Annotated in this window: 5 protein-coding genes; 1 reads left to right on the plus strand and 4 read right to left on the minus strand. The window is 67.5% G+C overall.

Going from position 1 to position 7,020, the window contains the following annotated elements; all coding sequences use genetic code 11:
• From JMF90_RS17015 to JMF90_RS17030, 4 genes are all read right to left on the minus strand, one after another.
• The coding region (locus tag JMF90_RS17015; protein ID WP_201325252.1) for a transglutaminase family protein at positions 1-2,384 on the minus strand (2,384 nt) is incomplete at its 3' end.
• Between the two features lie 92 nt (positions 2,385-2,476).
• Positions 2,477-3,484, minus strand: coding sequence for a transglutaminase family protein (locus tag JMF90_RS17020; RefSeq protein WP_011694704.1), 1,008 nt, complete (start codon positions 3,482-3,484; stop codon positions 2,477-2,479).
• An 8-nt stretch (positions 3,485-3,492) separates the two neighbouring features.
• The gene (locus JMF90_RS17025; protein ID WP_011547955.1) at positions 3,493-4,434 is read right to left on the minus strand and encodes an alpha-E domain-containing protein; all 942 of its coding nucleotides are present in this window, start codon (positions 4,432-4,434) and stop codon (positions 3,493-3,495) included.
• Between the two features lie 64 nt (positions 4,435-4,498).
• Positions 4,499-5,914 carry a circularly permuted type 2 ATP-grasp protein gene (locus tag JMF90_RS17030; RefSeq protein WP_023477240.1) on the minus strand — a complete coding sequence of 472 codons (1,416 nt, stop codon included), beginning with the start codon at positions 5,912-5,914 and terminating at the stop codon, positions 4,499-4,501.
• 588 nt (positions 5,915-6,502) lie between these two features.
• Here JMF90_RS17030 and JMF90_RS17035 point away from each other — a divergent pair.
• A partial coding sequence (locus tag JMF90_RS17035; RefSeq protein ID WP_201325253.1) for a LysR family transcriptional regulator occupies positions 6,503-7,020 on the plus strand: 518 nt, incomplete at its 3' end.

Genomic DNA, 7,020 nt, shown 5'->3' on the forward strand with positions numbered 1-7,020 from the left:
GGCCCGATGAACAGCCCCGAGAACAGGTACGACAGCGACGGATGGTTGTGCCAGTACGCGATCAGGCTCGCGAGCAGATCGGGGCGGCGCAGGAACGGGCTGTCGGCCGGCGTCGCGCCGCCGAGCACGAAGTGGTTGCCGCCGCCCGTGCCCACGTGCCGCCCGTCGACCATGAACTTCTCGCTGCACAGCCGCGACTGCCACGCGGCGTCGTACAGGAATTCGGTGTGGTCGACGAGTTCGTCGAAGCTCGCGGCCGGATGGATGTTCACCTCGATCACGCCAGGGTCGGGCGTCACCTGCAGCAGCTTCAGCCGTGCGTCGCGCGGCGGCGGATAGCCTTCGAGCACGAGCTTCACCCCGAGCGCCTGCGCGGTCAGCTCGATCGCGCCGAGCAGCTCCAGATAATCCTCGAGCGCGGCAAGCGGCGGCATGAACAGGTACAGGATGCCGTTGCGCACTTCGACGCACAGCGCGGTGCGCGTGATCCACGCGGCCGATTCGAAGCGCTCGGGGCGGCGATGCGGGTCCACGGCGCCCGGTCGGCCGCGCGTGGCGGTGCCATCGTCGCGCCACTGCATCACGGTCTGCGCGGACGCTTCGCGATGCACGCCGGACAGATAGCGCGGCGCATCGGCCGGGCCCGCGTAGCGGGCACGCATGGCAGCGGCGTCCGGCAACGCGTCGCGCGGCGCGAACGGATCGCGTTCGACGAGATACGGATGGTCGCCGCGGGCCGCCCACGGCAGCGAATCGAGCGGCAGCCGATAGCCCATCGGCGAATCGCCCGGCACGAGGTACATCCGCTCGTCGCGGAAGAACCACGGGCCCGTTTGCCAGCGCGGCCCGTCGAGGCCGGGCGTGTCGTCCGTGCGCTTGACCGGCAGCACGTAACCGACCACGCTGTCGAGCTGCTGCTCGAACACCTTGCGCAGCCGCGCGCGTTCGAGCTCGTCGTCGAGGCGCGCGTCGAACGGATCGACGTTGACGGGCAGCCGGCGCTCGCGCCACAGGTAGTACCAGACGTCCTCGTAGCCGGGCTGGATGAATTCGCCGGTCAGGTTCAGCCGCGCGGCGAGCGCATCGATGAAGCGCTTCGCGTCGCCGGTCGTGTACGCGGACGGATCGCGCTCGTCGGCGAACAGCGACGGATCACGCCACACGGGCTGGCCGTCCGCGCGCCAGAAGATCGACAGCGCCCAACGCGGCAGTTGCTCGCCCGGGTACCACTTGCCCTGCCCGAAATGCAGGAAGCCGCCGTCGCCGTATTCGGCGCGCAGCCGCTGCACGAGTTCGGTCGCATAGCCGCGCTTGGTCGGGCCGAGGGCATCGGTGTTCCACTCGGCGCCGTCGCGATCGTCGATCGATACGAAGGTCGGCTCGCCGCCCTGCGTGAGCCGCACGTCGCCGGCGGCCAGCGCGCCGTCGACCTGCGTGCCGAGCGCCAGCACGGCGTCCCACTGCGATTCCGTATACGGCTTCGTCACGCGCGGCGATTCGTACACGCGCGTCACGCTCATCTCGTGCTCGAACGACACCTCGCACTCGTCGATCAGCCCCTCGACCGGCGCGGCGCTGGTCGGCTGCGGCGTGCACGCGAGCGGAATATGCCCTTCGCCGGCGAGCAGGCCGGACGTCGGGTCGAAGCCGATCCAGCCGGCGCCCGGCAGATAGACCTCGCACCACGCGTGCAGGTCGGTGAAATCGACCGACGTGCCGCTCGGACCGTCGAGCGATTTGACGTCGGGCGTGAGCTGGATCAGGTAACCCGACACGAAGCGCGCGGCAATGCCGAGATGGCGGCACAGCTGCACCAGCAGCCACGCGCTGTCGCGGCACGAGCCGGACGCGAGCTCGAGCGTCTGCGCGGGCGTCTGCACGCCGGGCTCCATCCGCACGAGATAGCCGATGTCGCGCTGGAGCTGCTGGTTCAACGCGACGAGGAAGTTCGTGGTGCCCGCCGGCGTGCGGTCCACGCCGTCGAGATACGCGCGAAACAGCGGCGCGGCGCTCGTCTGCGGGTCGCATGCGAGATACGGCGCGAGCTCGGTCTTCAGCGCGTCGTCATAGCTGAACGGGTATTGCTCCGCGCTCGCTTCGAGGAAGAAGTCGAACGGGTTGTACACCGACATCTCGGCGACGAGATCGATCGTGATCTCGAAGTGCTCGGTGCGCTCCGGAAACACGAGCCGCGCGAGATAGTTCGAGAACGGGTCCTGCTGCCAGTTGATGAAGTGTTGCGCGGGCTCGACTGTCATCGAATACGCGAGGATCGGCGTCCGGCAATGCGGCGCGGGCCGCAGCCGCACGACCTGCGGGCCGAGGTTGACGAGCCGGTCGTAGCGATAGCGGGTGGTGTGATGCAGCGCGACGTGGATGGACATGGGAGCTCGAGTCGGGTTGGGCCGCCGCGCACGCCGCGTCGCTGTCGACGCGGCGGCCCGGCATGGCGGATGCGGCGAAGGCGCGCCGCGGGTCAGACGAGTTCCGGCGTCTGCACGACGCTGATCTCGACGCCGACGGCCGTCGCGCCGAGCCCCGTCACCGGCTGCGCGTCGCGATGGTCGAGGCCGACCGCGATGCGCACGTAGCGTTCGTCCGGGCAACGGTTCATGAACGGGTCGAAGCCGACCCAGCCGAGCCCTTCGACATAGGCCTCGGCCCATGCGTGGCCGGCCGGCTGCTGGGACAGCGCCGTGGCTTGCGGCTGCGCGCCGAGCGCCGCCGGCGACTGCCCCTGGGATTGCGACTGCCCTTGCGACTGCGACTGCGATTGCGCGGCATGCGACGCGCCGAGCACCTGCTGCATGCCGTCGCCGCTCTGCAGCGCAAGCGCTTCCTCCTCCTCGATGTCGCCCGCGTTCTGCTTCGCGTCGGCGATGCGCTGCATCGCGCTGTCGGCCAGCACGTAGCCCGAGATGTAGCGCGCGGGGATCTTCAGCACGCGGGCGGCCGCGATGAACGCGTGCGCATGGTCGCGGCTCGTGCCCTCGCCGCTTTGCAGCGCGGTTTCCGCATCGACGGCGGCGTCGGCCGCCACGTTCGGCGCGTACGCGATGCGGCCGTGCACTTCCGTCATCAGCCAGTGCAATGCGTCGAGGCCGTGCGGCTCGATCGGCAGCGCCTGAGCGAGCTCGCGCACGGTCTCGCCCGCCTTCGTGAGCGCGGTCTCGCGCTCGAAGATCCACGGCGGCGCATAGCCTTCGGGATTCCCGATGATGCCCGCGCGGTCCTGCGTTTCGACGACGCCGGCCGCCACGACGACGATCTCGGCCTTCGCGCCGCGATCGTGGCGCACGAGATCGATCCGGTTGCCTAGCCCGTCGGCGTAAGACAGCGTCGGCTCGACGCCGTCGATCGTGACCTGCCACGCGCGCACCGTCTGGCCGGGGCCCGACTGCGGGCGCAGCCGCAGCCGTTGCAGCGCATGGCTGGCTTGATCGTCGAACTGATAACGCGAAATGTGTCGAATGGCGAGTCGCATGGCAAGTCTCAGTCGAAGTTGTAAGCCTGGGCGATTTCGAGCCCGAGGCTGTTGTTGCGGCCGATGAAGTCGGTTAGGAACTCGTGCAGGCCGCTCTTGAAGATCCGCTCGACCGAGGTATCGGACAGCAGTTGCAGAATCTTCGTGGCCGTGTCGTGACACGGGTGTGTCACGCCGTAATCCTTCGCGAGCAGGTTCAGGCTCGACACGACGCGTCCGTAGCAATAGCGCAGCGAACGCGGCATGCGGCCGTTCAGGATCAGGTAGTCGGCGATGTTCAGCGGCTTGTACTGCACGTCGTACACCCAGCGGTACGAACGGTGCGCGGCGACGCAACGCAGGATCGTCTCCCATTGGTAGTTGTCGAGGATCGTGCCGACGTGCGACACCGACGGCAGCAGCAGGTGATACTTCACGTCGATGATCCGCGCGGTGTTGTCCGCGCGTTCGATGAAGGCGCCGATCTGCGCGAAATCGAAGATCTCGTTGCGCAGCATCGTGCTGTAGAAGCTGCCGAGGATCAGCGCGGTTTCGCGCTTCACTTCGTCGAGCACGGCCGGCAGCTCGCTTTCCGGCACCGGCTGCGCCAGCGCGCGCCGCAACGCGAGCCACGCGCCGTTCACGCTTTCCCACGCCTCGCGCGTGAGCGCCGTGCGCACCATCCGCGCGTTCGAGCGCGCGGCCTCGATGCACGACAGCACGCTCGACGGGTTGTCGCGGTCGCGCAGCAGGTAGTCGGTCACGGTATCGGCCGCATACGCGTCGTATTTCTCCCGATAGCCGTCGTCGGCGCCCGAGCTGACGAGCACCGACGACCATTCGGCCGGCGCGTCGGCCGTGCGCGTGAGCGCCATCCGCAGCCCGGCATCCACGATGCGCGCGATGTTCTCCGCGCGCTCGATATAGCGGTACATCCAGTAGAGGCCGCTTGCAGTACGTCCCAGAAGCATCTCGTGTCCACTCCGTCTTCGTTCGGTTCGCGCGCCGGCTCCGGCGCGCGCGGTCGTGCCCGGCTCAGTCGGCCAGCACCCAGGTGTCCTTGGTGCCGCCGCCCTGGCTCGAGTTGACGACGAGCGACCCTTCCTGCAGCGCGACGCGCGTGAGCCCGCCCGGCGTGATGCGGATCCGGTCCGACACCAGCACGAACGGACGCAGGTCGACGTGGCGCGGCGCGAGGCCGGCGTCGGTCAGGATCGGCGTCGTGGACAGCGCGAGCGTCGGTTGCGCGATGTAGTTCGCGGGACGCGCGCGCAGCTTCGCGGAAAATGCCTCGAGTTCGGCCTTCGACGCGCACGGCCCGACCAGCATCCCGTAGCCGCCCGAGCCGTGCACTTCCTTCACGACCAGTTCGTCGAGATGCGCGAGCACGTACTTCAGGCTGTCGGCCTCGCCGCAGCGCCAGGTCGGCACGTTCTCCAGCAGCGCCTTGCGGCCCGTGTAGAACTCGACGATCTCCGGCATGTACGAGTAGATCGCCTTGTCGTCGGCGATGCCGGTGCCGGGCGCATTCGCGATCGTGATGTTGCCCGCGCGGTACACGTCCATGATGCCGGCCACGCCGAGCACCGAATCCGGGCGGAACGTCAGCGGATCGAGGAACGCGTCGTCGACGCGGCGGTACAGCACGTCGATCGGCTGGAAGCCTTCGGTCGTGCGCATCGCGACGCGCCCGTCGATCACCTGCAGGTCGCTGCCTTCGACGAGGTGCACGCCCATCTGGTCGGCGAGGAACGAATGCTCGTAGTACGCGGAATTGTGGATGCCGGGCGTGAGCACCGCGATGGTCGGGTTGTCGGCATTGCCGCCCGGCGGGCACACGGCCGCGAGCGACTGGCGCAGCATCTGCGGATAGGTTTCGACCGGGCGCACCTTCACCTGCTGGAACAGCTCGGGGAAGAGCTGCATCATCGTTTCGCGGTTTTCCAGCATGTACGACACGCCGGACGGCGTGCGCGCGTTGTCCTCCAGCACGTAGAACGCGTTCTCGCCGGTGCGCACGATGTCGACACCGATGATGTGCGTGTAAACGTTGCCGGGCGGCCGGAAATCGATCATCTCGGGGATGAACGCGTCGTTGTGCGCGATCAGGTGCTTCGGCACGATGCCCGCGCGCACGATTTCCTGACGGTGGTAAATGTCGTCGAGGAACGCGTTCAGCGCCATTACGCGCTGCTCGATGCCGAGCGACAGCCGGCTCCATTCCGCCCCCGAGATGATGCGCGGGACGATGTCGAACGGAATCAGCCGCTCGGCGGCCTCCGCGTCGCCGTAGACGGCGAACGTGATGCCCGTCTTGCGGAACACGCCTTCCGCGTCGTGGGCCTTCTGGGCGAGGCTCGCAGGATTCTGCGTGTCGAGCCATTGCTTCAGGCGCGCGTAAGGCGCCCTTACCATGTCGCCGGATTGCAGCATTTCATCGAATGGCTTCATCGATCTTCTCTCCATCGATCGTTTTCCCCGGCATTGCGCATGCCGGACCGGCGTACTGAATGCTTTGCAAGGAACGTGCCTTGCTCAATCTGCTCGATATCCCCCCGTTTTTCGCGCCGCGTCAGGCATGCCTGCGCGGCATTACGCACCACAACGGTGCAACCTCGGACGCGCCGGGCGCTTGCGGTGCGCCGCGAGCGTGCACGATCGATGCTGCGCCGCGTCCGACGAACATAGTTCTCCCACGTGTCACGGATGTGCAATCTGCACTGCACCAAAAGCGGCGAGCCGACGCCCCCGAAACGACCATGAACGGGTAGGCCGGCACGCACACGGCGCAGCCGGCCTTGGGGGAAGTGCCGTCCAGGCGGGCCCGGACAGTCCGACGCGATGAACTGTCCGGTTAACCGGTCCGGCCCCTCAACGCTATGCAGCCGTAATCCCGCCGACAACGCCCATGCATATTTCGACTGACACCGATCGAAAAAAAACATCGGCCCGAGCGGCGCGATGCGCGGTACGCTAGAACGTTGGTGCAGCAGACGGCGCCGCCTTTCAGGCGCCCGACTATAAAAAGCGAAGATCGAAATGGAAGCAAAGTGGCTGGAAGATTTCCTGAGCCTTGCGGATACCAAGAGCTTTTCCCGGGCCGCGCGTCACCGGCACCTGACGCAGTCGGCGTTCAGCAGGCGAATCGCCGCGCTTGAAACCTGGATGGATGCGAAGCTGGTGGACCGGAGCATCAATCCGGTCGCGCTGACGCCGGCCGGCCAGATGTTCCGCGGGCTCGCCGCGGACATCCTGCGCAGCATGTATGCGGCGCGCAATCTCGTGAACGGCTACGACCAGTTCGCGGCGAGCGACCAGGTCGTGCGCTTCGCCGTCGCGCATACGCTGGTGTTCACGCTGTTTCCCGAATGGCTCAAGCAGCTCAATAGCGAGGTCGGCCACGTCACTGCCCGCGTCAATGCGGTGAACGTGCCGGAAGGCGTGCAGCAGCTGGTCGAAGGCGAATGCGACCTGCTGCTCGGCTATCACCATCCGCAGTTGCCGATCGTGCTCGACCCGAACCACTTCCCATTCGTCAGCCTCGGCGTCGAGCGGAT

Source organism: Burkholderia sp. E168m23 (assembly GCF_016586125.1).
GTDB classification, from domain to species: Bacteria; Pseudomonadota; Gammaproteobacteria; order Burkholderiales; family Burkholderiaceae; genus Burkholderia; species Burkholderia orbicola.

What these genes read in the sequence shown, in the direction of transcription:
- JMF90_RS17020 (WP_011694704.1), bottom strand. Translation starts at nt 3,484, where the DNA reads ATGCGACTCGCCATTCGACACATTTCGCGTTATCAGTTCGACGATCAA.
- JMF90_RS17025 (WP_011547955.1), bottom strand. Translation starts at nt 4,434, where the DNA reads ATGCTTCTGGGACGTACTGCAAGCGGCCTCTACTGGATGTACCGCTAT.
- JMF90_RS17030 (WP_023477240.1), bottom strand. Translation starts at nt 5,914, where the DNA reads ATGAAGCCATTCGATGAAATGCTGCAATCCGGCGACATGGTAAGGGCG.